This window comes from Psychrobacter sp. TB55-MNA-CIBAN-0194 (genome assembly GCF_040309505.1).
GTDB lineage: Bacteria > Pseudomonadota > Gammaproteobacteria > Pseudomonadales > Moraxellaceae > Psychrobacter > Psychrobacter fozii.
Genome location: NZ_JBEOOW010000686.1, coordinates 1 through 242, shown reverse-complemented (window position 1 = coordinate 242; position 242 = coordinate 1). Strand labels below are relative to the sequence as shown.

The window sequence follows — 242 nt, the reverse complement described above, 5'->3', positions numbered from 1 at the left end:
ATTTGGCCCCGTTAGGCTCATATTTATTACGGGTATTTTATTACTAACTAGCCAGTTAAGTGCTTCTACTATGGCAAATAAAGTAGCCCCTTGTGCATATTCAGATTGCCTATAAAACACCTCGGCACTGTAAAGCTTGGCACTGCCTAAAAGCGGGTTAAGTTTTGCGCCTTTACCTGTAATTAGCCCTGCAATGGCGGTGCCGTGTAAATTTGGCGAGCTTAACCCTTTAGGTAAAAAGC

The 242-nt window shown here is 43.0% G+C and carries 1 protein-coding gene; it reads right to left on the bottom strand.

The genetic code is table 11. The features are described from left to right. Positions 1-242, bottom strand: a 242-nt coding sequence (locus tag AAEY75_RS16735) for a S8 family serine peptidase (protein ID WP_352260284.1), incomplete at both ends; no start/stop codon positions are given.